The following is a 25,578-nucleotide window of genomic DNA, read 5'->3' on the forward strand; positions in this document are numbered from 1 at the left end:
GCCTTGCGTTCTGCCGTGCATTCTCTTGGGTCATCGCTGCCCTGGATTTCTGCTTACGCATCGGGATCGTAGCCGAGGCGCAGCGCCATGTCGTCCCGGTGAATCATCTCGGCGCGGCCGGGGTAGCCGAGCACCGCCTCGATTTCGCGCGAGGCCTTGCCGAGCACGCGCACCGCCTCGTCCGCGTCATAGGCGACGAGGCCACGGCCGAGCTCGCTGCCGTCGCCGGCGCGGATCATCACGGCATCGCCGCGACTGAAGGTGCCCTCGATCCGGGTTACGCCGACCGGCAGCAGGCTCGCACCGCCGCGCAGCGCCCTGGCGGCACCGTCATCGACATGAAGCGTGCCGCGTGGCTCGAGCGAGCCCGCGATCCAGGTCTTGCGCGCGGTCGCGGGCGTCGAGGCGCTGAGGAACCAGGAGCAGCGGGCGCCTTGCGTGACGGCGCGCAGCGGGTTCTTGGACCGGCCATCGGCGATCAGCATATGGGCGCCGCCGGCGGTCGCGATCTTGCCGGCCTCGATCTTGGTGCGCATGCCGCCGCGCGATAGCTCGGAGGCGGCGCCGCCGGCCATCGCCTCGATCGCCGGCGTGATCGCCGGGATGACCGGGATGTGCTGCGCGTCCGGGCTCGACAAGGGCGGGGCGGTGTAGAGGCCGTCGATGTCGGAGAACAGCACCAGGAGGTCGGCGCCGGCCATGGTGGCGACGCGGGCGGCGAGCCGGTCATTGTCGCCATAGCGGATCTCGGAGGTGGCGACGGTGTCGTTCTCGTTGATGACCGGGACCGCGCGCAGGTCGAGCAGGCGGCCCAGCGTCGCGCGGGCATTGAGATAGCGCCGGCGCTCCTCGGTGTCGGCGAGGGTCAGAAGAATCTGGCCGGCATTGAGGCCGTGATGGCCGAGCGCTTCCGACCAGTTGCGCGCCAGCGCGATCTGGCCGACGGCGGCGGAGGCCTGGCTCTCCTCGAGCCTGAGCGGGCCGGCCGGCAGCTTCAGGACGGTGCGACCGAGCGCGATCGCGCCCGACGAGACGACGAGCACATCGGCGCCACGCCCGTGCAGTTCGGCGAGATCCTCGGCCAGCGCTGCGAGCCATGCATGGCGCAGGCGCCCCTGCGCCCGGTCGACGAGCAGGGACGAGCCGACCTTGACGACGATGCGGCGGAACTGGTCGAGGGCAGGCAGGTTCACGAGCGGGACCGGGCTTATCGGCTGGGCTGGATCACGCCCGCTGCCGTTCCTTGGCCAAATTGCCGGCATTGTAAAGCAGCGCTGGGCGCAATTCTGCTGCGCCTGGCGCGACATAGACCCGTCAGACCGGCGCGCTGAGCACCCGCGCCATCCAATAGGCCTGGTAGGCGATGTGAAGCAGCGCCGTTCCGAGCTGGAGGCGCTTGTTGGCCCAGAGCGAAGCGACCAGGCAGATGCCGAGACCGAGCGGGACCTGGACGAGATAGTCGGCGCTGTAATGACTCCAGTGGGCCTGCCCCTTGAGGGCGGTGTCGACGACGTCGAGGACGAAGGTCAGGGCGAAGAGCCCGAAGAACCAGCGTCTGCGATTGAGGAAATAGTCCTCGTAGTCGGCATATTCGTCGAGATCGTCCGGGAACAGCAGCGCACAGAGCAGGAAGAGCGTCAGCGCATAGACGATCAGGAAGGCGAAGGTGCCGAACGTCAGGCTCGGCAGCCGGGACAGGGCGAATTCCCACCACCAGAACAGAGCGAGCTCGACCAGCAGCGAGAACACCCAAAGCAGATGGATCGCCGAGATGCGATAGCGCTTGGGGTGCTGGATCAGCCGGGCGATGCCGGTCAGCAGCCGGGCGATGGCGAGGCCGATCACCATGCCGATGACGATGCGGATATGCGGGAAGAGCTCGTTGACGGCTTGAGGATCCATGGCATTCGGCGCGGTCGAAAGATGGCTCATAGGTGCATGACGGGCTGCTCTGTGCCAAGAGCCTGACATGCTGCCTGCTTGCCATGCGCCGGGCGGGACACGATAGGGGTGGCGCTGGTCGCGGAATTCTGCTACCGCGGCGCACAAATCCTAAGGGTCGGGCGTTGCCTGACCCTTTTTCCTTCCATCCTGCAAAGCTGGAGACACGGATGCAGGTTCTCGTCCGCGACAATAATGTCGATCAGGCCATTCGCGTTCTGAAGAAGAAATTGCAGCGCGAAGGCGTGTTCCGCGAGATGAAGCGCCGGGCTTCTTACGAAAAGCCGTCCGAGCAGCGCGTCCGCGAGCGGGCCGAAGCCGTCCGCCGTGCCCGCAAGCTCGCCCGCAAGCAAGCTCAGCGTGAAGGCCTGCTTCCCGCGCCGAAGCCGAAGGTGCTCAAGCCCCGCGCTGCCGGCGCAGCCGCCCCGCGTTGATTCCACTACAAAACTGCCGCGAGCTGCCTTATTTGCAGCGCGCGGGCGGCATTCTCGCCCAAGCAACTCCAGAAGGCCAACCTTGAAGAATCCGAACGACCGCCATTTCACCGATCGCCAGGTCAATTCCGCGAATGCGAAGAAGGCCCTGCTCGAGCGCTTCAAGAAGCGCCCCGGGCCGGACGATCCGGTGATGGTGCAGCGTCGGGCTGAGCGCGAGGCGATCGCGGTCGCGCGTGCCGAGCGCGATGCCAAGAAGGAAGCCGAGCGCCTGGAGGCCGAGCGCCTCGCCGTCATCGCGCAGGCTGCGCGCGAAGAGGCCGAGCGCCTGGCCGAAATCGAGCGCGAGGTGCAGCGCAAGGCCGAACAGGCCAAGCGCGATGCCGAGCGTCCGCGCCGCGTCCTGCTCGAAGCCGTGCAGTACATGGAGATGCGGGTCGCCGGTAAGCGCCGCTGATTCCCAAGCTTCCGATCACATTGTTTGATCGCTGACGGCGCCGCACTTTGTGCGGCGCCGTTTTGCTTTGGTGCGTCGGCTTTGTCGCGCCGTTTCTTTCCGTTGCGGAATAGCACTCGTTCCAGTTGCGAACGGTATCCGTTCCGCTTGCAACTAAAGTGCTACATCCTCCCGACTTGCTATCTCCGCGCGTGGCCGGAACTCTCAGTGCGACCGGCCAGCAGAGCCGCAAACAATGCTCGCCGGCCTCAACGGCGCCATTTCTCTGGGGAGAGAACCATGACGTCCGAAGTGACGAAGACGCGTGCCAATCGACGTAACTTCCTGAAAGTGGCCGGCCTCGCGGGCGCCGGCGCCATCGCGATGCCGCAGGTCAGCCGGGCGCAGACCGTGACCTGGAAATTCCAGTCGACCTGGCCGACCAAGGATATCTTCCACGAATTCGCCGGCGATTTCGCCAAACGCATCAACGACATGTCGGGCGGCCGGCTGAAAGTCGACGTGCTCGCCGCCGGCGCCGTGGTGCCGGCTTTCCAGATGCAGGACGCGGTCGCGGCCGGCATTCTCGATGGCGGCCATGGCGTCTCGGCCTATTGGTACGGCAAGAACAAGGCGTTCTCGCTGTTCGGCACGCCGCCGGCGCTGGGCTGGGACGCCACCAACTTCCTCGGCTGGATGAATCATGGCGGCGGCTACGATCTCTACAACGACCTCGTTCAGAACCAGCTCAAGCTCAACCTGGTCGGCTTCTTCTCCGGGCCGATGCCGTGCCAGCCGCTCGGCTGGTTCAAGAAGGAGCTGAAGACCGCCGATGACTTCAAGGGCCTGAAATACCGCACCGTCGGCCTTGCGGCCGACCTGATGCGCGAGATGGGCGCGGCGGTTACGATCCTCGCCGGTGGCGAGATCGTCCCGGCGCTGGAGCGCGGCGTCATCGACGGCGCCGAGTTCAACAACCCGTCCTCGGACTCGATCCTCGGCTTCCAGGACGTCGCCAAGGTCTACATGCTGCAGAGCTACCACCAGGCGGCGGAGAGCTTCGAGTTGCTCTTCAACAAGACCAAGTTCGACGCGCTCTCGCCCGAGCAGAAGGCGATCGTCAAATACTCGGCCGAATCGGCGTCCTCGGACATGATCTGGAAGGCGCTCGACCGCTATTCCAAGGACCTCGAGATGCTGCGGGGCAAGGGCGTCAACGTCGTCGCCACGCCGGAAGTGATCCTGAAGGCGCAGCTCGCCGCCTGGGACAAGGTGCTGGAGAAGCTCGGCGGCGAGAGCCCCTTCTTCAAAAAGGTCGTCGACAGCCAGAAGGACTGGGTCAAGCGCACCGTGTCCTATCAGCGCCTCAACGAACCCTCGCGCGAACTTGCCTTCAACCACTTCTTCAAGACCTGAAGGCCGTCGCCCTCGACAACGCCGCGCCCGCCACCGTCCCGGTGGCGGGCGTTCTTTGCCCGAGAAGCAGCAGCAGGCGCGCATGGGACTGATCCTGGCGATCGACAAGTTCAACACGGCCATCGGCAAGCTTGCCGGCTGGACGATCCTGATCCTGACCCTGGCGATCAGCTACGAGGTCTTTGCCCGCTATGTGCTGCGGGCGCCGACCGAGTGGGCCTTCGACGTCAGCTATATCCTCTACGGCACGCTGTTCATGCTGGCCGGACCCTACGCGCTCGCGCGCAATGCCCATGTCCGTGGCGATTTCCTCTATCGCGCCTGGAGCCCGCGGACACAGGCGCGGCTCGATCTTACGCTCTATTTTCTCTTCTTCTTCCCGGGCATCATCGCGCTCGCCTGGGCCGGCTACAAATTCGCGGCCTTCTCCTGGATGATCGGCGAGCACTCCTCGAACTCGCCGAACGGGCCGCCACTCTATCATTTCAAGACGCTGATCCCGATCGCCGGCGTGCTGATGACGGTGCAGGGGCTGGCCGAGGTGGCGCGCTGCATCATCTGCCTGCGCACCGGCGAATGGCCGCCGCGGCTGCACGACGTTGAGGAAACCGAGAAGCTCATTCTCGAACAGGCCGCGGCCGCGCAGGGCGCGCCCAATGCCGGGAAAGCGATCTGATGTTCGGCATGGGCAATCCGGAACTGGGCGTGGTGATGCTCGTCCTGTTCATCTTCTTCATCATGCTCGGCTTCCCGATCGCCTTCACGCTGATGGCTCTCGGTGTCGGCTTCGGTTACTGGGCGATGGGCGACATCGTGTTCAACCTGGTGGTCCAGCGCACCTATTCGGTGATGGCCAACGACGTCCTGGTCTCGATCCCGCTCTTCATCTTCATGGGCTACATCATCGAGCGGGCGAACATCCTCGACAAGCTGTTCCACTCGATCCAGCTCGCGCTCGGCAATGTGCCGGGCTCGCTCGCCATCGCGACGCTCGCGACCTGCGCGATCTTCGCGACCGCGACCGGCATCGTCGGCGCGGTGGTGACGCTGATGGGGCTGCTCGCCTTTCCGGCGATGCTGCGCGCCGGCTACGACGTCAGGCTGTCGGCCGGCGTGGTCTGCGCCGGCGGCTGCCTCGGCATCCTGATCCCGCCCTCGGTGATGCTGATCCTCTATGGCGCGACTGCCGGCGTCTCGGTGCCGAAGCTTTATGCCGGCGCGCTCTTCCCCGGCCTGCTGCTCGCCGGGCTCTACATGCTCTATGTGCTGATCCGCTGCTGGCTCAACCCGGCGCTGGCGCCCAAGCTGCCGAAGGAGCAGACCGACGTGCCGTGGACGACGGTGGCCTGGGCGCTTGCGACCAGCTTCTTTCCGCTCACCATCCTGATCATGTCGGTGCTGGGCGCGATCTTCTTCGGCCTGGCGACACCGACCGAGGCGGCCGCGATCGGCTCGCTCGGCAGCCTGATCCTGGCGGCTGCCTATCGCTCGCTGACCTTCACCAAGGTCAAGGAGTCGGTGATCCTGACCGCGCGGACCTCGGCGATGGTCTGCTGGCTTTTCGTCGGCTCGTTCATCTTCTCGTCGATCTTCGCCATCCTCGGCGGTCACGAGCCAATCAAGAACCTGGTGACGGCGCTCAACCTGTCGCCGACCATGTTCCTGATCGTGGCGCAATTGATCATCTTCGTGCTGGGCTGGCCGCTGGAATGGACCGAGATCATCGTGATCTTCGTGCCGATCTTCCTACCGCTGCTGGAGTTCTTCAAGATCGATCCGCTGTTCTTCGGCATCCTGATCGCCCTGAACATCCAGACCTCGTTCCTGTCGCCGCCGGTGGCGATGGCGCCGTTCTACCTCAAGGGGATCGCGCCGCCGCACGTCACCATCAACCAGATTTTCTCGGGCGTGATGCCCTTCCTCTGGATCGTGCTGGTGGCGATGGTGCTGGTCTATATCTTCCCGGGCATCGCGCTCTGGCTGCCGAAATATCTCTACGGCTGAGATTGCGGGCCGTTTGAGAATCCCAACCCTCATCCTGAGGAGCCGCGCAGCGGCGTCTCGAAGGAGGTTCCAGCTGGTTCCGGCGCCTCCTGGAGCATCCTTCGAGACGCCATTCCTGACGGAGTGGCCCTCAGGATGAGGACTTCAGGGCATGTTCAGACGGGCCCTAATCCTCGGAGCGGGCGTCCTGGCCGCACCGGAAGGCCTCGGCCGTCTCGTCGGCGAGGCGGCGGGCCGCGGTATTGGCGTCCAGCTTGCGGGCATCGACGCTGCCGATGATGCAGGACGAGCCGTCCGGCGAGAGCCGGTAGACCACGAGCCGGCTGCCATCGAGCTTGCCGACGCTCTGGCCCGTCGCATAGCGCACGATCGCGGCCTGTAGCTTCCCGCCCTTCGGCCCACGCCATTCGATCGTCTTGCCAACTTCGAAGAAGGCGGCCTTGTCCGAGATCGTCTCCTGCAGCGCCTTGGTGCCGAACTCGACCGCCGATGAATCGTCGCCGGCGGTCCAGATCACGGTGAGGCCCGCCTTGCCGGGGCAGCGATGCACCGAGACCGGGTCGCCATTGCCCTTGTCCTTGCGGCATTTTGCGTAGTCGTGACCGGTGTAGCTGCTCGCCCATTGCTCCGCCCGCAGCGGCGTCGCCAGCACGACCGCAAAGCCGATGGCAAGAGCGAGCGGTCCGATCGTCATGGCGTGATTTCCCTGTCCCGAGATGGTCGATCCGACGACATCCGGCCTCCATCGGCAAGCCGCCATGTGCGGGCGCCGGCGGGAACCTGGTGGCATTTCGGGAATTTTTTATGCGAACCGCGCGATTCCGGTCCTGCAACCGACAAGTCTCGTGCATGGCGAACGGTTCGCCACCCGGCTATCCATTCGGAGAATGAACATGACCCGCACCAAGAAGAGCTTCGCCGCCGCCGTCGCCGCTTTGGCGCTGGGCGCTTCCGTTTTCGCCACCTCGGATGCCGAGGCCCGCCCGCGCTATCGCGGCGCTGCGATCGGCGCCGGCATCGTCGGTGCGCTTGCCCTCGGCGCTCTCGCCGCCGGCGCCGCCAGCGGCCCGGCTTATGGCTACTATGATGACGGTTACGCCCCGGCCTACGCCCCGGCTCCGGTCCGCCGTTGCCAGCTCGTCGACCGCGTCAACTACTACGGCGAATATGTCGGCACCCGCCGCGTTTGCCGCACCTATTACTGAGCTTCCAGGGCCCTCCTCCCCGGCCCGACATCCTGGTCCGCCGGTTCGCCCGGCGGGCCTTTTTCGTGCTTCAGCCGCCGGTCGACATGGTCAGCGGCGGCTTCACCTCGGCCGGGACCGGCGAGGTATAGCCGCCATCGGCGGCGACGCGCTTCTGGAAGTCGGCCTTGGCCGCAGCCATCAGCGCCGGATCGGTCAGCACCGCCGCGCCGGTCGCCGCCATCGCCTTGGCGACCTGCACCATCGCCTTGTGCGCCGCCGGCATCTTGCCCTGCGCCACCACCTGCCAGGTGTGGAAGGGCGTGCCGATCGCGACCGTCGGCGCATGGGCCTGCACGGTCGGGACGACCCAGCTGACGTCGCCGACATCGGTCGAGCCGATCGCTGGGTTGCGGGGCGAGTCGAGCGGCACGGTGAAATCGGCGAGCTCGGCATCCGTCTTTGGCACGCCGATCGCGCGCCAGACGGCTGCGATGTCCTTCTGCGACAGGGTCGAGCGGATCTGCCTGGCGAACTCCTTGTCGGCGTCGTCGAAATGCGGCGGGCCGAGATCTTCCATGATGCCCTGCAGAGCCTGCTCCAGCGGGCCGTTGCCGACGACGTTGGAGACGGCGCTGACGATCTTCATCTCCATCGTCGTCTCGGTCATCAGCGCGGCGCCTTCGGCGATCTTTTTGACGCGGCCGACCAGCTCGAGCATCCCGGGCAGATCACGGGCGCGGATCGAATAGCGCACGCGGGCATGGGCCTGGACGACGTTGGGGGCGATGCCGCCGGTGTCGAGCAGGGCGTAGTGGACGCGGGCGTCGCTCGGCATGTGCTCGCGCATGTAATTGACGCCGACGCTCATCAGTTCGACGGCGTCGAGGGCGCTGCGGCCAAGCTCGGGCGAGGCGGCGGCGTGCGAAGCGCGGCCGGTGAAGATGAAGTCGGCGCGGGTGTTGGCCAGCGAGAGCGGCGGGGTGACCTCCCAGAAGCTGCTCGGATGCCAGGAGATGGCGATGTCGGCATCCTTGAAGGCGCCGGCGCGGACCATGAAGGCCTTGGCGGCGCCGCCTTCCTCGGCCGGGCAACCGTAATAGCGGACGCGGCCGGGCAGCTTGTTCTCGGCGAGCCAGTTCTTCATCGCGGTGGCAGCCAGCAGGGCGGCGGAGCCGAGCAGGTTGTGGCCGCAGCCGTGGCCGTGGCCGCCGGTCTCGATCTCGCTATGCTCTGCGACACCGGACTCCTGGCTCAGGCCCGGAAGCGCGTCGTATTCGCCGAGGAAGGCGATGACCGGGCCACCTTCGCCGGCCTCGCCGACCACCGCGGTCGGGATGTCGGCGACGTTCTCAGTGACGCGGAAGCCCTGGTGCTGCAGCTCGGCGACATGTTCTGCGACCGAGCGCTTTTCGGTGTAGCAGACCTCGGGAATCGCCCAGACCCGGTCGCTGAGCTCGATGAAGCGCTCCTTGCTGGCGTCGACATGGCGCCAGAGGTCGTTGCGATTGTCCATTGTTCGTCTCGCTATCGGTGGGCTTTCGGCCCTTTCTCGCAAGCGTGGGCCGTTGCGTCCAGCAACCGCAGGGCATGGCAGCCCTGCCAGTCGCCGTGCTTGGCGCTTGATTTTCGCGGCGGCATCGGCCTGATGCGCGGCATGGCCCGCCAGAAGCTGCTTTTCGTCGCCACCGAGGACTGGTTCTTCGCCTCGCATTTCCTGCCGATGGCGCGGGCTGCGGGCGAAATGGGCCTCGACGTGGCCGTGATCGCCCGGGAGCGCAACCACCGACGCGTGATCGAGGCGACCGGCGCCCGGCTGATCGCGCTCGAGGCGGAGCGGCGCTCGCTTTCGCCGGTTGCGCTCGCCAAGCAGGTCATGGCGCTGAAGCGCCTGATCGAGCGGGAGAAGCCCGACATCCTGCACTGCATCGCGCTGAAGCCGATCGCGCTCGCCGGCCTTGCCGGGCGGCTGGCAGGGGTCGACCGGCGGGTCTATGCGTTGACCGGCCTCGGCTTTCTCGGGGCGCGCGAGGGGGGCGTCGCGGATGCTGCGCGGCTGGCGGCGAAGTTCTGGCTGCGCGAGGCAGTCGACGGGCCGCAGGTGCGTTTCCTGTTCGAGAATCCCGATGACCCACTGACGCTCGGGCTCGATCCGGCCGATGCATCCAAAGTCGCGATCGTCGGCGGCGCCGGTGTCGACCCGCTGATCCTGATGCCTGAGCCGATGCCGCTGCAGCCGCCGCTCAAGGTCGCGCTCGTCGCCCGGATGCTCTGGTCGAAGGGCGTCGACCTCGCGGTCGAGGCGGTGACTTTGGCGCGCAAGCAGGGTGCGCGCGTCGAGCTGACGCTGCATGGCGCGCCCGACCCGTCCAACCCCAAGGCGGTGCCGGAGGCGACCCTGCGCGAGTGGTCGGCGCGGCCGGGGATCAACTGGGCCGGGCCGACGCGCGACATCGAGGATGTCTGGCGCAAGCACCATGTCTGCTGTCTGCCCTCGCGTGGCGGCGAGGGCTTGCCGCGGACCTTGCTGGAAGGCGCCGCCTGCGGGCGGGCGCTGCTGACCACCGACGTCCCCGGTTGCCGCTCTTTCGTCCGCACCGGCCAGGACGGCTTCGTCGTGCCGGCCAATGACATCGCCGCGCTGGCGCAGGCGCTGGTGACGCTCGCGGCCTCGCCCGGTCAGGTCGAGCGCATGGGCCAAAGCGCGCGCGAGCGCCTGCTCGCCGGCTATACCGAACGCGACGTCATGGACGGGGTGAAGGGGCTCTACCGTTCCCTGCTCGGGCAGCACCAGGCGGATCTGGTCGCGTGAGCGAGGTGGACGCGACGCTCGACCGGCTCGCCTTCATCCGCCTCCATACGCGGCTCTTGCCCGTGCCGCATGCGCCGGAGATTTCGCTGCACGTCGCCGAGGAGGCGACCGAGCTCTGGCAGAAGACCGAGGACGAGCTGGCGACGATCGGCCTGCCGCCACCGTTCTGGGCCTTCGCCTGGGCCGGCGGACAGGCGCTGGCGCGCTATATCCTCGACCATCCCGAGACCGTGCGCGGCCGGCGCGTGCTCGATTTCGCCAGCGGCTCCGGGCTCGTCGCCATCGCCGCGGCCAAGGCGGGAGCGGAGCAGGTGATCGCGGTCGATATCGACGCCTTCGCCGCAGCTGCGATCGGCCTCAATGCCGGGGCGAACGGGGTATCCGTCGAAGCGCGTCTCGATGATTTCGTTGGCCTCGATCAGGGCTGGGAGGTCATCCTCGCCGGCGACATCTGCTATGAGCGCGAGCTGGCGGCGCAGGTGATCGACTGGCTCTCAGGCCTGTCGCAACGCGGCGCGACCGTGCTGATCGGCGACCCTGGCCGCAGCTATCTGCCCAAGGACAGGCTCAGCGAGGTCGCGACCTATCAGGTCCCGGTGACGCGGGCGCTGGAGGATGCCGAGATCAAGAAGAGCTCGGTGTGGCGGCTGGCGGGCTGAGGAGCGACAGGCGGCTTGAGCTCTCGCTCAGGCGGCCCGGCTCGGCGCCTTCTCCGGCGGCATGCCGTCCTTGATGACGCTCTTGAGCATATCCCGCAATTCGGGCGTATCCTGATGCCCGTGAACCTTGACGGCATGCTGAACGGCCGCCTCCAGCAATTCGCCCTCGCTATCGGCGCCGATCGCGATCGAGCAGTTCATCTCGCTGGGAAATTCACGGCAGTCGATGAATTTGCGTCCCATGGCGTCCTCCCTGATTGGAAGATCGGGCGCCCCTCACATCGAAGGGCTGCCTGGCTCACGATACGCCCGGGCGCGACTGTCGCAAAAGCGATATGGGCCCCGCAGATGACGGCAAGCGTGACTATTCGGTCTATCGGCGTCGGTGGCGCGGGCGCTGGAGGGTGCCGAGATCAAGAAGCACGGTGTAGCGGCTGGCGGGAAGGGCGGCAGACGGTCAGATTCTTTTACGCGATTGCCCGCGATGGATGGGACGCGGACCTCTGAAGGGCGGACGGCTCATTCCCCGGATTTCGACGTTTCTTAACGCGTGAGCGTTATAGATCTTGCTGCCTAGGGTAGTGAGACGGCGTGATCGGAAGGAAATTCAGTGAGTATTAGAGCTCTAAAACTGCTCCACGACGTCGGTTGGATCTTTACCGTTTTGCCCCTTGCCCTAATGTCTTTTGATGTCATCTACAGCTCATGGATTATAATTATAAACTTTATCGGCATTTTCTTGATGATTATTGCCTATTTTGTTTCAAAGAATTTTCCAGAGGCTCGTCTTAATGATGAGTTGATACAGAACGAAACGAAAGATTACTATAAAAAATATCCTTGGCGACCTATATCAGTAGGAATTATTGCTTTATTTGGGTTGATGTTACCATTTATCAAGGAGCAATTTAACTTAAAAGACTCTCAAATAATCTACCTTGCGTTATTTCTGTGGTACATGCCGCATATGATCGGCAATGCGCTCTTCGGTGGCCGGCGAGCGTTGCGCTCAAAAGCTCGCAGCGGGTAATCGACCAATAGTAGCAAATGTCTGTGACGGGTCGGAAGCAGTCTCGTTTTTGTCCCTCGCTACGAAATCGCTTCCTTCAAATCCAAGGTCCCCTGCACGCCGATCGCCGCGTAGTTGCGTTTCAGCCAGCGCTTGGCCGCGGTGCGGCCGAGGTCGCGCAGGCTGAGCAGGAAATTCCATTCGGAGTTGAGGCGCGAGGAGGAGGTCAGCTGCGCCAGCGGCAGGCCGCCGTCGATCCGGTGCATCAGCACGCGCTTGTAATCGCCGGTCGAGAGCTTGCCGTCGTCGAGCAGGCGGTTGACGAAGTCGATGGCCCGCAACTCGCGCAACAGCGAGGCGTTGAAGGTGACCTCGTTGAGCCGGTCCTGGATCGCCCTTGCATTGGTCGGCAATTCGCGGCGCTCGAGCGGGTTGATCTGGACGAGCATGATGTCGTCGCCCGCAGCCTCGTAGAACAGCGGGAAGAGCGGTGGGTTGCCCATATAGCCGCCGTCCCAATAAGCTTCGCCACCAATCTCGACCGCCTGGAACAGCATCGGCAGGCAGGCTGAGGCCATCAGGTGGTCGGCGCTCAGTTCCTCGCGGGTGAAGATCCTGATCTTGCCGGTGCGGACATTGGTCGCCGAGATGAACAGGTTGACGTCGGCGCAGCCCTTGACCTTGTCGAAGTCGATCAGGTCGGCGATCACGCCGCGCAGCGGATTGATGTTGAGCGGGTTGACGTCGTAGGGGCTCGCCACCTTCGACAGCAGCTCGAACCAGATCAGCCCCGGCGGGCGCCCATCCGTCCAGGCGCCGAGCATGGTATCGAGCAGCGAGCGCTCCGAGCCGCCATATTTGCCGTCGACGCTGATCCGGCGCCAGAAATTCTCCAGCGCGGTGCGAGCGCCATCGCTGCCGCCGTCGAGCCAGCCCTCGGTCAATACCACCGCGTTCATCGCGCCGGCGCTGGCGCCGGTCATCGCCTCGATGGCGATGCGGCCATCGGCGAGGATTTCGTCGAGCACGCCCCAGGTGAAGGCGCCGTGCGCGCCGCCGCCCTGGAGCGCGAGGTTGACCGACTTCTCGGCCTTCGGCCCCGCCAGGCCCTTGACCTGCGGGACCCTGCGCTTCTTGCGGCCGGTCACGCGGCGGTCCAGCCGCCGTCCATCGGCAGGGTCGTGCCGGTGATCGACTTGGCGGCATCTGTGCAGAGGAAGACGGCGAGGGCCGCGACCTGCTCGACCGTGACGAACTCCTTGGTCGGCTGGGCCAGCAGCAGAACGTCGTTGATGACCTGCTCCTTGGTCATGTTGCGGGCCTTCATCGTGTCGGGAATCTGCTTTTCGACCAGCGGCGTCCAGACATAGCCCGGCGCGATCGCATTGACGGTGATGCCGTTGGTCGCGACCTCGAGCGCCACCGTCTTGGTGAAGCCGGCGATGCCGTGCTTGGCCGAGACGTAGGCTGATTTGAATGGCGAGGCGACGAAGGCGTGGGCGGATGCGGTGTTGATGATCCGGCCCCAGCCCTTCGCCTTCATCTTCGGCAGGGCGGCGCGCGTGGTGTGGAAGGCCGAGGACAGGTTGATCGCGATGATCTGGTCCCATTTCTCGATCGGGAATTCCTCGACCGGGGCGACATGCTGGATGCCGGCGTTGTTGACGAGGATGTCGATCGCGCCGAATTCCTTTTCGGCCTCGGCGACCATGGCGGCGATTTCGTCGGGCTTCATCATGTTGGCAGCGGAGTAGCGCGCCTTGACCTTAAAGTCCTTTTCGATGCCGGCGCGCTCCTTCTCGATCGCATCAGCCTCGCCGAAGCCGTTGATCACGACATTGGCACCCTCGGCCGCGAGCGCGCGGGCGTAAGCCAAGCCGATGCCGGAGGTGGAGCCGGTGACGAGTGCGGTACGATCTTTGAGGAACATGGGGCGGCTCCTGACATTTGGCCTGAGAAGGCTTAGCTTACCGGCGGGGGCTGGCATTGCGCCAGCGAGGGAGCGTCGGTCACCAGGACGGTGCCCGATGAGCTATTGCAACGCAACATGACGAAAATGCAGCCTGCAAATCCAGAACACCACCACCATGATCACGATCATGAGCACGGTCTCTGCCAGCACGCGCACGACCATTCGCGCCATGCGGCCGCCGGCCTGGCGCGGGCCGAGGTGGTCTGCCGCGAGCGCGGCCTGCGCCTGACGCCGATCCGGCGCAAGGCGCTGGAGGCGCTCTATGCCGACCACAAGCCGGTCGGCGCCTATGATCTTGCCGACCGGATCTCGCCGCCGGGGGGGCGCCGGCTGGCACCGATCTCGATCTACCGGGCGCTCGACTTCCTGGTCGAGCAGGGCTTCGTGCATCGCCTGAGCTCGCGCAACGCCTTCATCGCCTGCCCGCACGGCCATGGCGCCAACGAGGCGGTCGCCTTCCTGATCTGCGAGGTTTGCGGCGGCGTCGACGAGGATGCCTCGCCGGCGATGCGCCAGGCGATCAGGGGCATGGCCGAGGGAAGGCGCTTCCAGACCTCCTATCAGGTCGTCGAGATCGTCGGCCGCTGCGAGCATTGTCGCGACGCAGGAGCCCGTTCCGATCAGCTTGCATTGCAAGCCGATCGGTAAAACGGTCTCCATCTAAAGTGGGAGACGGATTCACCGATCAGGTTGCTTCAACCTGATCGGATCCGGCTCCAGGGCGGCTTGACGACCACGAGGCAACGGCGCAGTGCACCCGTAACGAGCCGTTGCCGGCGAAGGATCCGGATCATTCCATGAGCGAACAGCCGCTGACCTGCCTGCCCGAAGGGCCTGAAGCCGCTCCGGCGCCGCGCAAGCGCACCGTGCCGGTGATGGTCGGCCATGTGCAGGTCGGTGGCGGCGCGCCGATCGTCGTGCAGTCGATGACCAACACCGACACCGCCGACATTCCGGCGACGGTCGGGCAGGTCGCGGCATTGGCGCGCGCCGGCTCGGAGCTGGTGCGCATCACCGTCGACCGCGACGAGGCGGCGGCGGCTGTGCCGCATATCCGCGAGCGGCTCGACATCCTCGGCATCGACGTGCCGCTGGTCGGCGATTTCCACTATATCGGCCACAAGCTGCTGAGCGACCATCCAGCCTGTGCACAAGCGCTGGCGAAATACCGCATCAATCCCGGCAATGTTGGCTTCAAGGACAAGAAGGACCGGCAGTTCAGCCAGATCGTCGAGCTTGCGATCAGGCACGGCAAGAGCGTGCGGATCGGCGCCAACTGGGGCTCGCTCGACCAGGAATTGCTGACCTCGCTGATGGACATCAACGCTGCCGCGCCAAAGCCGCTCGATGCGCGCGCGGTGATGCGCGAGGCGATGGTGCAGTCGGCCCTGCTCTCGGCCGAGCGGGCCGAGGAGATCGGCCTGGCCAAGGACAGGATCATTCTCTCGGCCAAGGTCTCGGGCGTGCAGGACCTGATCGCGGTCTATCGCCTGCTGGCGCAGCGGGCGGACTACGCTATCCATCTCGGCCTGACCGAGGCCGGCATGGGCTCGAAGGGCCTCGTCGCCTCCTCGGCGGCGCTCGGCGTGCTCTTGCAGGACGGGATCGGCGACACTATCCGCTTCTCGCTGACGCCGGAGCCGGGCGGCGATCGCACGCTCGAGGTGAAAGCCTCGCAGGAACTGCTGCAGACCATGGGCTTTCGCGCCTTCGTGCCGCTGGTCGCGGCCTGCCCGGGCTGCGGGCGGACGACGTCGACAGTGTTCCAAGAGCTGGCGATGGACATCCAGAGCTGGATCTCGACCTCTATGCCGGAGTGGAAGACGCGCTATCCCGGGATCGAGGCGCTCAACGTCGCGGTGATGGGCTGCATCGTCAACGGCCCCGGCGAGTCGAAGCATGCCGATATCGGCATTTCGCTGCCGGGCACGGGCGAGGTGCCGACCGCACCGGTCTTCGTCGACGGCAAGAAGGTCGCGACCTTGCGCGGGCCTGCCATCGCCGCAGAGTTCAAGACGATGGTCGAGACTTATGTGGAGCGGCGCTACGGCGCTCGAGCAGCTGCAGCCGAATAGGCGTCGGCGGCAATTCAATCGTTTGAAGCGATTTACGGCGTGGGCCGCGTGAAAGTGGCTCCCGTCCTCATGGAACATGCTCTAGCGTCTTTGCCTGAAAGATATGCCGTGCTAGAGGCCCCGGCCTTTTCGCTGCATCGCAGCACCCGCGGAGCGCCCTGATGGGTCATGACCAGCAGCACCCCCCGGCCTCCAAGCCGGACGGTGATCGCTTCGGGCTCGACGAGCCGGCCGGCAATGGCCATTCCACGCAAAGCTATGCCGCGCTCGCCCTGGGGGCGCTCGGCGTCGTCTATGGCGATATCGGTACCAGCCCGCTCTACGCGCTGCGCGAGACGATCCTCGCCGCGACCGGTGCTGCCGCCGGCGGGCATGGTGGCGGCGTCGAGGTCGTCCTGACCGGCCCGCTGCCGCGCGCGGCGGTGATCGGCGTGCTCTCGCTGATCCTGTGGTCGCTCGTCTTCGTGGTGACGCTGAAATACGTCGTGCTGCTGCTGCGGGCCGACAACAACGGCGAGGGCGGCACGCTGACCCTGGTCGCGCTGGCGCAGCGCGCGCTCGGGCGCACCCGCGGCGGCATCGTGCTCTTCCTCGGCATGGCCGGCGCGGCGCTGTTCTATGGCGACGCCGTGATCACGCCGGCGATCTCGGTGCTCTCGGCGGTCGAGGGCCTGAAGCTGGTGACGCCGGTGTTCGACGACTACGTCATCACCATCGCGTCCGTGATCCTGATCGCACTGTTCCTGGTGCAGAGTCGCGGTACCGGCAAGGTCGCCAATTTCTTCGGCCCGATCATGACCGTCTGGTTCCTGACCATCGCGGGCCTCGGCATCTATCATATCGCCGACGATCTCGGCGTCTTCGCCTCGATCAACCCCTATTACGGCGTGCGCTTCTTCTTCGACCATCCGGGGCTGTCGCTCGCCGTGCTCGGCAGCGTCTGCCTCGCCGTGACCGGCGCCGAGGCGCTCTATGCCGATATGGGTCATTTCGGCCGCGGGCCGATCCGCAGCGCCTGGATCTTCCTGGTCTTCCCGGCGCTCTGGCTCAATTATCTCGGCCAGGGCGCGCTGATCCTGTCCGACCCGACGGCGATCGACAATCCGTTCTACAAGCTGGCCCCGCCCGCGCTGATCCTGCCGCTGGTGATCATGGCGACGCTTGCCACCATCATCGCGAGCCAGGCGGTGATCACCGGCGCCTTCTCGCTGACCCGCCAGGCGATCCAGCTCGGCCTGCTGCCGCGCCTCGAGATCCGCCACACCTCCGAGCACACCTCGGGGCAGATCTACATCCCGCGCATCAACATCCTGTTGCTCTTCACGGTGCTGCTGCTGGTCTGGACCTTCAAGACCTCGTCCAACCTGTCGCATGCCTATGGCATCTCGGTGTTCGGGGCGATGCTGGTCGATTCGCTGCTCGCCTTCATCGTGATCTGGCGTGGCTGGCGCTGGGGGCTGACGGCTGCCGTGGCGGTGATCCTGCCCTTCCTCATCATCGACGTCGCCTTCTTCTCGGCGAACCTCTTGAAGCTGCTCAGCGGCGGCTATGTGCCGGTGCTGTTCGCGATGGCGCTCGTCCTCCTGATGTGGACCTGGGTGCGCGGCACCAAGATCCTGTTCGACAAGACACGCAAGACCGACGTGCCGCTGCTCGAACTGGTCGGGATGCTGACCAAGAGCCCGCCTTATCGGGTCAAGGGCATGGCGGTGTTCCTGACCAGCGATCCCGAGACGGCGCCGGCCTCGCTGCTGCACAACCTCAAGCACAACAAGGTGCTGCACGAGCGCAATGTGATCCTGACCGTGCGCTCGGCCGATACCCCGCGCGTCGCCGAGAGCGAGCGTGTCAGGCTCTCGCGCATCACCGACGATTTCTGGCGCGTCGAGATGATCTACGGCTACATGGAGAGCCCGAACGTCCCCAAGGGCTTGGCCATCCTGCGCAAGCAGGGCTTCAAGTTCGACATCATGTCGACCTCGTTCTTCCTGTCGCGCCGCTCGATCAAGGCATCCCCGCAATCGGGCATGCCGATCTGGCAGGACAATCTCTATATCGGCCTGACCAAGAGCGCGACCGACGCGACCAACTTCTTCCAGATTCCGACTGGCCGTGTCGTCGAGGTCGGCACGCAGGTCACGGTGTAAGGGACGACCTTTCGTCATTGCGAGCGTAGCGAAGCAATCCAGAGGCGGCAGAGTGAGCCCTCCTGGATTGCTTCGTCGCTTTGGTCCTCGCAATGACGGCTACGCGCCTCAGCTCTTGCGCTGCGCGGTGAACTCGGCCGCCGCGCGCAGCAACGCCGCCTCCGACCCGAACACCGCGAGCGCTGCGATCGCCTCGCCGCTGAGGCGATCGCGCGCGCGCTTGGCGGAATCGAGGCCCAGCGCGGTCACCAGCGTGGCCTTGCCCTTGGCGTCGTCCTTGGCGGTCGCCTTGCCCATCTGCTCCGGGCTGGCTTCGAGGTCGAGGATATCGTCGGCGACCTGGAAGGCGGCGCCGAGCGCCTTGCCATAGCGCTCCAGTGCGGCCATTCGCGCCGGATCGGCCTGGCCGAGGCGGGCGCCGATCAGGACGCTGCCGGCGAGCAATGCGCCGGTCTTCATCGCCTGCATCCGCCGGATCTCGGCTTCGCCGAGCTTGTCCGGGGCACCATCGGCGGCGAAGCGCCCCTCGGCGGAAAGATCGAGCATCTGGCCGCCGACCATGCCGCCGAGGCCGAGCGCGCGGGCGAAGAGCAGGATGATCGCGGCCCGCGTCTCGCCATCCGGATGCGTCCTTGGATCGGCGATCACGTCGAAGGCGAGCGTCAGCAGGCCGTCGCCGGCGAGGATGGCTGTCGCCTCGTCATAGGCCTTGTGAACGGTTGGTCGGCCACGGCGGGTGTCGTCGTCGTCCATGGCCGGCAGGTCGTCATGGACGAGCGAATAGCAATGGGCGAGCTCGACGGCCGCCCCGGCGCGCGCAGCCTGTTCAACCGGTACGCCGAAGAGCCTGGCTGTCTCGACGACGAGGAAAGGCCGCAGGCGCTTGCCGCCGGCGAGCGCGCCATGGCGCATCGCGGCGAGCAGCCGGGCGGGGCGATGGGCTTCGCCGGGCTCGGGCTTGTCCTGCAGCAGCGCATCGAGCAGGGTTTCGATTGCCGCCGCGGTCTCGGACAAGGCGCTGGCCAGCGCCGCGGCAGGGGCAGTCCGTCGCTCGGAACTCATCGTCGCTTCTCGCGTTGGCTGGCCGGGCTTGGCGCGCGGGGCTTGCCGGAGGCGGCCGTAATCGTCAAGCGTGGGGGAATGACGCGCATGACTGACACTCCGGCTCCGCGACGCGGGAGCCTCGCGGGACGGATCATCCGCGCCCTGGTCCGGGTGGTGGTCGTGCTGGCGGTCGTCTTTGTCGCCCTGCTGCTGCTCTATCGTTTCGTGCCGGCGCCCTCGACGCTGATGCTGGGCCGCTGGCTGACCTTTCGCACGGTCGAGCGCGACTGGGTGCCGCTCGCCCAGATCTCGCCGCACCTGATCCGCGCGGTGATCGCTTCCGAGGACCAGCGCTTCTGCTCGCATAAGGGCGTCGACTGGGGCGAGCTCAATGCCGTGCTGCAGGACGAGGACGGGCCGAGCCGCGGCGCCTCGACGCTGACCATGCAGACCGCCAAGAACCTCTTCCTCTGGCCGGGCCGGTCCTATTTGCGCAAGGGGATGGAGTTACCGATCGCCTTGGCGATCGACTTCGCCTGGCCGAAGCGACGGGTGATCGAGGTCTATCTCAACATCGCCGAATGGGGCGACGGCGTCTTCGGGGCGGAAGCGGCGGCCCAGCGCCATTTCGGCAAGCCGGCCGCGCGATTGACGCCGGCAGAGGCGGCGCGGCTCGCCGGGGCGCTGCCCAACCCGATCCTGCGCAACCCGTCGCGCCCGAGCCGGGCCTTGCAGGCCGCTGCCGGCCGGGTGCAGCGGCGGATGAACCAGCTCGGGCCGCTTGGAAACTGTGCGCTTCCGACTGGTGCGAGCGCGCAGGCGCCACTTTTTCCGCGGCATGGTCTAGCCAGAGCCCGCGCGAGCGTGTAAAGGCCAGCCCTCATCACGAATGTGACGTCGTCGCGACAGTGGTGCGGGTGAAATGCCCCGCCTCGCGCGAAGGCATGATGGAGAGTACCGATGGCCGTTCCGAAGAGAAAGACTTCGCCGTCGAAGCGCGGCATGCGCCGCTCGGCCGACGCGTTGAAGCAGCCCACCTATATCGAAGACAAGAACTCGGGCGAGCTGCGTCGTCCGCACCATATCGACCTGAAGTCCGGCATGTACCGTGGCCGTCAGGTGCTGAAGGCCAAGACCGAGGCCTGACATGGCGGGCCTTCGGGGCCCTTGCCTGCATGACCGAAGAGCGCCGGCCGAGAGGCCGGCCTTTTTCGTTTGGACCTTCGGGTTCGACCTCAAGCCGAGCGCAGGAGCCTTTGCGGAAGGCCGCGGCTCGCGATCCCTTCGTAATAGCGACGGGCGCCGATGAACGGCGTCTCGCGGTCGCGGCCGGCGAATGGGCCGATCCCGGCCTGGCTGGCTGCGAGCTGGACGAGGAAAGCCGCGGGGACGCGCGGTATGCGCTCCTCCTGCTCAGTGAAGGCCGCCTCGGCGGGCGTTTCCGTCCCAATCATCGTGCCGCTCCGAAAAACCAGGGGTTTCGAGAGCGAATCGCAGCAATCAACGTGCCGATCTTAACCGTTCGTTCACGCAGTCAAACGCATCGTTTCGGGACAGTTTCTTGCAATCCGTCTCCAGAACGGGACGGTTCCCCACTCCGTCGTCCGAGGCAGCCGCACCATGTCTGCGCCGTCCCTGTTCGGTTCCCGCGACGAGAGGATCGTCGAGCCGCGCAGCCTGCTCTCGTCGATCGGCGAAGTCGCCTATAGCTGGGACATCGGTAGCGACACGCTGAGCTGGGGGCCGAACGCCGCCGAGGTGCTGGGCCAGGTGCCGGCAACGGTGCTGGAGCGGGGCCTCGCCTTCGCCGGGCTGGTCGAGCCCGGCAGCGGCCGCAGCCGCTATGATGCGATCTTCTCTTCGGGCGGGCATGATTTCGGCGACGGCGCGGTCTACCGCACGCGCTACGCCGCCGACCTCGCCGGCCGCAAGATGTGGATCGAGGATGCCGGGCGCTGGTTCGCCGGCATCGACGGCCGGCCGGCGCACGCACGCGGCGTGCTCAGGCTGGAGCGTGCGGTCCGGCCGGAAGAGCTGACGGCGACCGACACCGATCTCTGCGACCGCAATAGGCTGGTCGAGCGCGTCGATGAGGCCCTGGCCGAGCATCTGCCGGCGGAACGCTCCGTCGTGGTGCTGATCGCGGCGATCGGCGAGCTTTCGCGGCTCAACGATGATTTCGGCCATGAGGGCACGGAAGAGATCATCGAAGAGGTCCGCCAGCGCCTGCACTCGGTGATGCGCCGGCGCGACCAGCTGATGCACTATTCAGGCAACCGCTTCGCCATCCTGCTCAGCGGCTGCCCGGCGAACCAGATCGAGGCCGCGGCGCAGCGCTTCATCAAGGCGGTGGCGCGCTCGGCGGTCGAGACCTCGCGCGGGATCGCGCTGGCCCGGCTACGCGTTGGCGCGGCCATCGCTCCGGACCTGTCCCGCCACGGCTCGGTGCTGGTCAAGGCGGCCGAGAACGCGCTCGCCAGCGCCGAGGCGATGGGCCTCGACAATGCCGTGATCGCGCGCCGAGCCATCGCGGCCGAAGCCGGCGGCGCCGCGCCGCGGCTCGATCTCGAGGCGGTCGCCGCGCTCAACGAGCGCAAGGTGAGGCTCGCCTTCCAGCCGGTGGTGACGGCGAAGGGCCGTGCACTCGCTTTCAACGAGGCGCTCCTGCGGGTCGAGCGCCCGCTGGGCGGTTTCCTTGCCGCGGCGGAGCTGGTGCCCCTGCTCGAAAGGCGGGGCCTGGTCGGCCTGTTCGACCATCGCGTGCTCGAGCTCGCCATGACGCATCTGGCGGAGCGGCCCGAGGCGGTGCTGTCGATCAACGTGTCGCCGCGCACGCTGGCGGAGGCGGACTGGATCGAGGGGTTCGAGGCGAGTGCCAGGGCGAACCCGGTTGCGGCGAAGCGCCTGATCGTCGAAGTCACGGAGACGGCGACGATCGAGGATCCTGATCGGATGGCCAAGCTGCTGGCCCGGATCAAGCAGCGCGGCGCCCGGGTCGCGATCGACGATTTCGGAGCGGGGCACACCTCGCTCCGGCACTTGCGCGCTTTTCCGATCGACATCCTCAAGCTCGACGGCGCCTTCACGCAGAATCTGCGGCGCTCGACCGATGATCGCTTCTTCGTGCGGACCCTGCTCGAACTGGCCCATCACCTCGGCGTCGAGACGGTCGCCGAATGGGTCGACGACGAGCTGCAGGCCTCGATGCTGTGCGATTGGGGCGTCACCTATCTGCAGGGGCACCTGATCGGCAAGGCCGAGCTGAGCCCGCAGGAGGACGCGCAGGACGACCCGCCGCTGCGCGCGGCCGGCTGACAGCCGCCGCGCTCAGCGTCGAAAAGGGTTGTGCGAGAGGGCTGCCCGGGCCGTCGCCCGAGCAGACCGGGCCTCACTTGCCCTTGGCCAGCTTGTCGAGCCGCTCGCGCATCTCGTTGAGCTCGCGCTTGAGGTCGCCGAGCTCGCCGATCTCGCCCTGGACCGGGGCTTCGCCCTTGGCTTTCGCAGCGGCGGCCGCCGTGAACGGGTTGAACAGGCGGAAGGCCTCGGTGAACATCGCCATGTTGGCGCGCGTCTGGGCCTGGAGCGCATCGATCGCGCCAGTGCCGAAGGTCTTGCCCATCTGCTCCCGGAACTTGTTCTGCTCCTGGGTCAGATTGTCCATCGAGAATTCGAGGTAGCGCGGCACCAGTGCCTGCATGCTGTCGCCGTAGAAGCGGATCAGCTGGCGCAGCACGGCGATCGGCAGGAGGTTCTGCCCGTCCTTGCTCTCTTCCTCAAAGATGATCTGGGCCAGCACGGAGCGCGTGATCTCCTCGCCGCTCTTGGCGTCGTAGACGACGAAATCCTCGCCCTTGCGCACCAGTCCGGCCAAGTCCTCCAGCGTCACGTAGGAGCTCGTACCTGTGTGGTATAGCCGCCGATTGGCGTATTTCTTGATGACAGTCGGTTCTTTGTCGCTGGCCATCGACCCCACACGGCTAGTTGCGGCCAAGCCTCAGGGATCGGGCAAGGCCGGAGAACGGTCCCGAGGGGAACGATAACTCTTCGGCCGCCTGCTGCAAGTTTTTTGAGCGGGGGGCGAGATCGCGCCGAGTTTGCCTTGAAGATGAGCTTGGCCGCTCAGCCGGCTTGACGGCGCCGTTTTGCCCTTCGAAGGTGGGCGGGACAAGCCGTTCGGCCGGATGGCCGGCGGAAATGAACCGGAGGACGGGCCCCATGGCTGAGAATGACATCGTGATCGTCGGCGCAGCGCGCACCGCGGTCGGCGCCTTCAACGGTGCCTTCGCCAACACGCCGGCTCACGATCTCGGCTCGGCGGTGATCAAGGAGGTGCTCAAGCGCGCCAAGGTCGATGCCGGCGAGGTCGACGAGGTCATCCTCGGTCAGGTACTGACAGCGGCTCAAGGCCAGAACCCGGCCCGCAAGGCAGCAGTCGATGCCGGCGTGCCGCAGGGCGCCACCGCCTGGGGGCTCAATCAGGTCTGCGGTTCCGGCCTGCGCGCGGTGGCGATCGGCATGCAGCAGATCGCCAATGGCGATGCCAACATCATCGTCGCCGGCGGCCAGGAATCGATGTCGCTCTCGGCCCACGCCGCCCATATGCGCGCCGGCACCAAGATGGGCGACGTGAAGTTCATCGACACCATGATCAAGGACGGCCTCTGGGATATCTTCCACGGCTACCACATGGGCACCACTGCCGAGAACGTCGCGACCCAATGGCAGATCAGCCGCGAGGAGCAGGACCGCTTCGCCGTCGGCTCGCAGAACAAGGCCGAGGCGGCCAGGAAGGCCGGCCGGTTCAAGGACGAGATCGCGCCGGTGACGATCTCGACGCGCAAGGGCGACATCGTCGTCGACACCGACGAATATATCCGTGACGGCGCGACGGTCGAGGCGATGGCCAAGCTCAAGCCGGCCTTCTCGAAGGACGGCACGGTGACCGCCGGCAACGCCTCCGGCCTCAATGACGGCGCCGCAGCGCTGGTGCTGATGACGGCCAAGGAAGCGGCCAAGCGCGGCCTGACCCCACTCGCCCGCATCGCCTCCTGGGCGACGGCCGGCGTCGATCCGGCGATCATGGGCTCGGGTCCGATCCCGGCGACCCGCAAGGCGCTGGAGAAGGCCGGCTGGAAGGTCGGGGACCTCGAGCTGGTCGAGGCCAACGAAGCCTTCGCGGCGCAGGCGCTGGCGGTGAACAAGGATCTCGGCTGGGATCCCGCGATCGTCAACGTCAACGGCGGGGCGATCGCGATCGGCCACCCGATCGGCGCGTCCGGCGCGCGCGTGCTGGTGACGCTGCTGCACGAAATGGCCAAGCGCGACGCCAAGAAGGGCCTCGCCACGCTCTGCATCGGCGGCGGCATGGGCATCGCCCTGGCCGTGGAGCGCTGAGCAGCACCGCGTCATGCCGAAGCAGACCACGCTCTACCGCTATCTCACCGGCCCCGATGACGCCTCGTTCTGTCATCGGGTCTCGGCGGCGTTGAGCCAGGGCTGGGTGCTCTACGGGCATCCGGCCCTGACCTATGACGAGAAGGCGGGACGCGTGATCTGCGGCCAGGCGATCATCAAGGACGTCGACCGGACCTACGAGCCCGGTCTCGATCTCAGCAAAGAATAACGCGGCATCCATAGCCGCGTCTAAGAGGGAGACGACGACGATGGCTAAGGTTGCATTGGTTACGGGGGGCTCGCGCGGCATCGGCGCTGCGATCTCGAAAGGCTTGCAGGCGGCCGGCTACACTGTGGCGGCGAGCTATGCCGGCAATGACGAGGCGGCGACCAAGTTTACCGCCGAGACCGGCATCAAGACCTATAAATGGGACGTCTCGGATTATGATTCCTGCGTTGCCGGCATCGCCAAGGTCGAGGCGGAGCTCGGGCCGGTCGACGTGCTCGTCAACAATGCGGGAATCACGCGCGACGGCATGTTCCACAAGATGACCAAGGAGCAGTGGGACGCCGTCATCAACACCAACCTCAACTCCCTCTTCAACATGACCCGCCCGGTCTGGGAGGGCATGCGCTCGCGCAAGTTCGGTCGCGTCATCTGCATCTCGTCGATCAACGGCCAGAAGGGCCAGATGGGCCAGGTCAACTACTCCGCCGCCAAGGCCGGCGACATCGGTTTCGTCAAGGCGCTGGCACAGGAGGGCGCACGGGCCGGCATCACGGTGAACGCGATCTGCCCCGGCTACATCGCGACCGAGATGGTCAAGGCGATCGACCCGGCCGTGATCGAAAAGTCGATCCTGCCGCATATCCCGGTCGGGCGTCTCGGCGAGCCCGAGGAGATCGCGCGGGCGGTGGTGTTCCTGGCCAGCGACGATGCCGGCTTCATCACCGGCTCGACGCTCTCCGCCAATGGCGGCCAGCTCATGGCTTGACGGCAATCATCGGCTGATACGCGAAGGGCGGAGCTTCTGGCTCCGCCCTTTTTCGT

Annotated in this window: 28 protein-coding genes; 18 read left to right on the forward strand and 10 right to left on the reverse strand. The window is 66.3% G+C overall.

Annotated elements, in window-relative coordinates; genetic code table 11:
* Window positions 1-53: 53 nt before the first annotated feature.
* Both proB and ASE66_RS11280 read right to left on the reverse strand, forming a co-directional pair.
* Complete coding sequence (gene proB / locus ASE66_RS11275) at window positions 54-1,193, reverse strand: glutamate 5-kinase (RefSeq protein ID WP_244494869.1); 1,140 nt, start codon at window positions 1,191-1,193, stop codon at window positions 54-56.
* Window positions 1,194-1,314: 121 nt separating this feature from the next.
* Window positions 1,315-1,902: a hypothetical protein gene (locus ASE66_RS11280; RefSeq protein WP_057189911.1), complete on the reverse strand. Its 588-nt coding sequence runs from the start codon at window positions 1,900-1,902 to the stop codon at window positions 1,315-1,317.
* Window positions 1,903-2,111: 209 nt separating this feature from the next.
* Between ASE66_RS11280 and rpsU the strand changes: the two genes are divergently transcribed.
* From rpsU to ASE66_RS11305, 5 genes are all read left to right on the forward strand, one after another.
* Window positions 2,112-2,375 (forward strand): 30S ribosomal protein S21, encoded by a 264-nt coding sequence (rpsU, locus tag ASE66_RS11285; protein WP_057189700.1) that lies wholly within the window; start codon window positions 2,112-2,114, stop codon window positions 2,373-2,375.
* Window positions 2,376-2,457: 82 nt separating this feature from the next.
* Window positions 2,458-2,832, forward strand: a complete 375-nt coding sequence (locus ASE66_RS11290) for a DUF6481 family protein (protein WP_244494871.1) — start codon at window positions 2,458-2,460, stop codon at window positions 2,830-2,832.
* A gap of 279 nt (window positions 2,833-3,111) precedes the next feature.
* Window positions 3,112-4,227: a TRAP transporter substrate-binding protein gene (locus tag ASE66_RS11295; protein WP_057189701.1), complete on the forward strand. Its 1,116-nt coding sequence runs from the start codon at window positions 3,112-3,114 to the stop codon at window positions 4,225-4,227.
* A gap of 82 nt (window positions 4,228-4,309) precedes the next feature.
* Entirely contained in the window at window positions 4,310-4,903 is a 594-nt protein-coding gene (locus ASE66_RS11300; RefSeq protein WP_057189702.1) for a TRAP transporter small permease subunit, read from the forward strand.
* 8 nt (window positions 4,904-4,911) lie between these two features.
* Window positions 4,912-6,231, forward strand: coding sequence for a TRAP transporter large permease (locus ASE66_RS11305; protein ID WP_200964583.1), 1,320 nt, complete (start codon window positions 4,912-4,914; stop codon window positions 6,229-6,231).
* Window positions 6,232-6,397: 166 nt separating this feature from the next.
* Here ASE66_RS11305 and ASE66_RS11310 read toward each other — a convergent pair whose 3' ends face one another.
* Window positions 6,398-6,925: a hypothetical protein gene (locus tag ASE66_RS11310; protein WP_057189704.1), complete on the reverse strand. Its 528-nt coding sequence runs from the start codon at window positions 6,923-6,925 to the stop codon at window positions 6,398-6,400.
* A gap of 199 nt (window positions 6,926-7,124) precedes the next feature.
* Here ASE66_RS11310 and ASE66_RS11315 point away from each other — a divergent pair, with 199 nt between their 5' ends.
* The gene (locus tag ASE66_RS11315) at window positions 7,125-7,436 is read left to right on the forward strand and encodes a hypothetical protein (protein WP_057189705.1); all 312 of its coding nucleotides are present in this window, start codon (window positions 7,125-7,127) and stop codon (window positions 7,434-7,436) included.
* A 70-nt stretch (window positions 7,437-7,506) separates the two neighbouring features.
* Here the strand turns inward: ASE66_RS11315 and ASE66_RS11320 are convergent, their stop codons facing one another.
* Window positions 7,507-8,931, reverse strand: coding sequence for a M20 family metallopeptidase (locus ASE66_RS11320; protein WP_057189706.1), 1,425 nt, complete (start codon window positions 8,929-8,931; stop codon window positions 7,507-7,509).
* A gap of 132 nt (window positions 8,932-9,063) precedes the next feature.
* Here ASE66_RS11320 and ASE66_RS11325 point away from each other — a divergent pair, with 132 nt between their 5' ends.
* Together ASE66_RS11325 and ASE66_RS11330 are read left to right on the forward strand one after the other, a co-directional pair.
* A complete protein-coding gene (locus ASE66_RS11325; protein WP_057189912.1) occupies window positions 9,064-10,227 on the forward strand; it encodes a glycosyltransferase family 4 protein in 1,164 nt (387 codons plus the stop codon).
* Window positions 10,228-10,232: 5 nt separating this feature from the next.
* Window positions 10,233-10,886 carry a class I SAM-dependent methyltransferase gene (locus tag ASE66_RS11330; RefSeq protein WP_057189913.1) on the forward strand — a complete coding sequence of 218 codons (654 nt, stop codon included), beginning with the start codon at window positions 10,233-10,235 and terminating at the stop codon, window positions 10,884-10,886.
* Between the two features lie 27 nt (window positions 10,887-10,913).
* Here ASE66_RS11330 and ASE66_RS11335 read toward each other — a convergent pair whose 3' ends face one another.
* Window positions 10,914-11,129 (reverse strand): DUF1059 domain-containing protein, encoded by a 216-nt coding sequence (locus ASE66_RS11335; RefSeq protein ID WP_057189707.1) that lies wholly within the window; start codon window positions 11,127-11,129, stop codon window positions 10,914-10,916.
* Between the two features lie 367 nt (window positions 11,130-11,496).
* Here ASE66_RS11335 and ASE66_RS11340 point away from each other — a divergent pair, with 367 nt between their 5' ends.
* Window positions 11,497-11,916: a hypothetical protein gene (locus tag ASE66_RS11340; RefSeq protein ID WP_057189708.1), complete on the forward strand. Its 420-nt coding sequence runs from the start codon at window positions 11,497-11,499 to the stop codon at window positions 11,914-11,916.
* A gap of 59 nt (window positions 11,917-11,975) precedes the next feature.
* Here ASE66_RS11340 and ASE66_RS11345 read toward each other — a convergent pair whose 3' ends face one another.
* Together ASE66_RS11345 and ASE66_RS11350 are read right to left on the reverse strand one after the other, a co-directional pair.
* Window positions 11,976-13,043: a patatin-like phospholipase family protein gene (locus ASE66_RS11345; protein WP_057189709.1), complete on the reverse strand. Its 1,068-nt coding sequence runs from the start codon at window positions 13,041-13,043 to the stop codon at window positions 11,976-11,978.
* Window positions 13,040-13,825, reverse strand: a complete 786-nt coding sequence (locus ASE66_RS11350; RefSeq protein WP_057189710.1) for a 3-hydroxybutyrate dehydrogenase — start codon at window positions 13,823-13,825, stop codon at window positions 13,040-13,042. Before ASE66_RS11350 ends, ASE66_RS11345 begins: the two co-directional genes overlap by 4 nt.
* Before the next feature lie 117 nt (window positions 13,826-13,942).
* Between ASE66_RS11350 and ASE66_RS11355 the strand changes: the two genes are divergently transcribed.
* From ASE66_RS11355 to ASE66_RS11365, 3 genes are all read left to right on the forward strand, one after another.
* A complete protein-coding gene (locus ASE66_RS11355; RefSeq protein ID WP_082613358.1) occupies window positions 13,943-14,515 on the forward strand; it encodes a transcriptional repressor in 573 nt (190 codons plus the stop codon).
* A 149-nt stretch (window positions 14,516-14,664) separates the two neighbouring features.
* On the forward strand, window positions 14,665-15,942 hold the full coding sequence (gene ispG / locus ASE66_RS11360; protein WP_057189711.1) for a flavodoxin-dependent (E)-4-hydroxy-3-methylbut-2-enyl-diphosphate synthase: 1,278 nt from the start codon (window positions 14,665-14,667) through the stop codon (window positions 15,940-15,942).
* A gap of 161 nt (window positions 15,943-16,103) precedes the next feature.
* Entirely contained in the window at window positions 16,104-18,089 is a 1,986-nt protein-coding gene (locus ASE66_RS11365) for a potassium transporter Kup (RefSeq protein ID WP_082613359.1), read from the forward strand.
* A 108-nt stretch (window positions 18,090-18,197) separates the two neighbouring features.
* On the opposite strand, the gene ASE66_RS11370 is transcribed toward ASE66_RS11365, so the two are convergent.
* On the reverse strand, window positions 18,198-19,151 hold the full coding sequence (locus ASE66_RS11370; protein WP_057189712.1) for a polyprenyl synthetase family protein: 954 nt from the start codon (window positions 19,149-19,151) through the stop codon (window positions 18,198-18,200).
* An 87-nt stretch (window positions 19,152-19,238) separates the two neighbouring features.
* On the opposite strand from ASE66_RS11370, the gene mtgA reads away from it, so the two are divergent.
* Together mtgA and rpmF are read left to right on the forward strand one after the other, a co-directional pair.
* Complete coding sequence (gene mtgA / locus ASE66_RS11375; protein ID WP_244494872.1) at window positions 19,239-20,003, forward strand: monofunctional biosynthetic peptidoglycan transglycosylase; 765 nt, start codon at window positions 19,239-19,241, stop codon at window positions 20,001-20,003.
* Window positions 20,004-20,093: 90 nt separating this feature from the next.
* Entirely contained in the window at window positions 20,094-20,279 is a 186-nt protein-coding gene (gene rpmF, locus ASE66_RS11380; RefSeq protein ID WP_057189713.1) for a 50S ribosomal protein L32, read from the forward strand.
* 89 nt (window positions 20,280-20,368) lie between these two features.
* On the opposite strand, the gene ASE66_RS11385 is transcribed toward rpmF, so the two are convergent.
* Window positions 20,369-20,587 (reverse strand): hypothetical protein, encoded by a 219-nt coding sequence (locus ASE66_RS11385; RefSeq protein ID WP_057189714.1) that lies wholly within the window; start codon window positions 20,585-20,587, stop codon window positions 20,369-20,371.
* Between the two features lie 166 nt (window positions 20,588-20,753).
* Between ASE66_RS11385 and ASE66_RS11390 the strand changes: the two genes are divergently transcribed.
* Window positions 20,754-22,448, forward strand: coding sequence for an EAL domain-containing protein (locus ASE66_RS11390; RefSeq protein WP_057189715.1), 1,695 nt, complete (start codon window positions 20,754-20,756; stop codon window positions 22,446-22,448).
* A gap of 73 nt (window positions 22,449-22,521) precedes the next feature.
* Here the strand turns inward: ASE66_RS11390 and phaR are convergent, their stop codons facing one another.
* Window positions 22,522-23,097 carry a polyhydroxyalkanoate synthesis repressor PhaR gene (gene phaR / locus ASE66_RS11395; protein WP_057189716.1) on the reverse strand — a complete coding sequence of 192 codons (576 nt, stop codon included), beginning with the start codon at window positions 23,095-23,097 and terminating at the stop codon, window positions 22,522-22,524.
* 251 nt (window positions 23,098-23,348) lie between these two features.
* On the opposite strand from phaR, the gene ASE66_RS11400 reads away from it, so the two are divergent.
* Genes ASE66_RS11400 through phbB form a run of 3 tightly spaced genes read left to right on the forward strand, consistent with a single transcriptional unit; the run spans window position 23,349 to window position 25,522 of the window.
* Window positions 23,349-24,527, forward strand: coding sequence for an acetyl-CoA C-acetyltransferase (locus ASE66_RS11400; RefSeq protein ID WP_057189717.1), 1,179 nt, complete (start codon window positions 23,349-23,351; stop codon window positions 24,525-24,527).
* 13 nt (window positions 24,528-24,540) lie between these two features.
* Entirely contained in the window at window positions 24,541-24,756 is a 216-nt protein-coding gene (locus tag ASE66_RS11405) for a DUF1737 domain-containing protein (RefSeq protein ID WP_057189718.1), read from the forward strand.
* Between the two features lie 40 nt (window positions 24,757-24,796).
* Window positions 24,797-25,522, forward strand: a complete 726-nt coding sequence (phbB, locus tag ASE66_RS11410; protein WP_057189719.1) for an acetoacetyl-CoA reductase — start codon at window positions 24,797-24,799, stop codon at window positions 25,520-25,522.
* Window positions 25,523-25,578 lie beyond the last annotated feature (56 nt).

This window comes from Allobosea sp. Root483D1, from assembly GCF_001429505.1.
Lineage (GTDB): Bacteria > Pseudomonadota > Alphaproteobacteria > Rhizobiales > Beijerinckiaceae > Allobosea.